Origin of the sequence: Hafnia sp. HMSC23F03 (assembly GCF_001816025.1) — a bacterium.
GTDB lineage: Bacteria > Pseudomonadota > Gammaproteobacteria > Enterobacterales > Enterobacteriaceae > Hafnia > Hafnia paralvei.
In genome coordinates this window covers 118744-119196 of sequence record NZ_KV824231.1, presented here as the reverse complement: position 1 = coordinate 119196, position 453 = coordinate 118744, and the positions used below count along the sequence as shown (strand labels likewise).

4 tRNA genes (1 of these 4 only partly in view) are annotated in these 453 nt (G+C 49.4%); all 4 read right to left on the bottom strand.

Annotated features, from left to right (window positions below):
* Positions 1-34 (bottom strand) — tRNA-OTHER (locus HMPREF3091_RS13075); it reaches 53 nt to the left of the window's first position.
* 50 nt (positions 35-84) lie between these two features.
* Positions 85-159, bottom strand: a tRNA-Gln gene (locus HMPREF3091_RS13070).
* 26 nt (positions 160-185) lie between these two features.
* A tRNA-Leu gene (locus HMPREF3091_RS13065) sits at positions 186-270 on the bottom strand.
* A gap of 28 nt (positions 271-298) precedes the next feature.
* A tRNA-Met gene (locus HMPREF3091_RS13060) sits at positions 299-375 on the bottom strand.
* Positions 376-453 lie beyond the last annotated feature (78 nt).

The following is a 453-nucleotide window of genomic DNA, read 5'->3' as shown; positions in this document are numbered from 1 at the left end:
AAAACCCAGTGCCTTACCGCTTGGCGATACCCCAATCGGGTATAGAATTCAGCAAACCTTTTCGTGGATTTCCGAGGAAAAGGATGGCTGGGGTACCAGGATTCGAACCTGGGAATGCTGGGATCAAAACCCAGTGCCTTACCGCTTGGCGATACCCCATCCGTTGCAAAACCGAGTCGTTTAAATGGTGCGGGAGACGAGACTTGAACTCGTACACCTTGCGGCGCTAGAACCTAAATCTAGTGCGTCTACCAATTTCGCCACTCCCGCTCATTTAATCGAAGGTGTTCAAAATAGATGGTGGCTACGACGGGATTCGAACCTGTGACCCCATCATTATGAGTGATGTGCTCTAACCAACTGAGCTACGTAGCCAACTCAAGGAATTTCTGTGTTGCGTGATTCTATTAGCCAATTCTATGGCTGGGGTACCAGGATTCGAACCTGGGAATG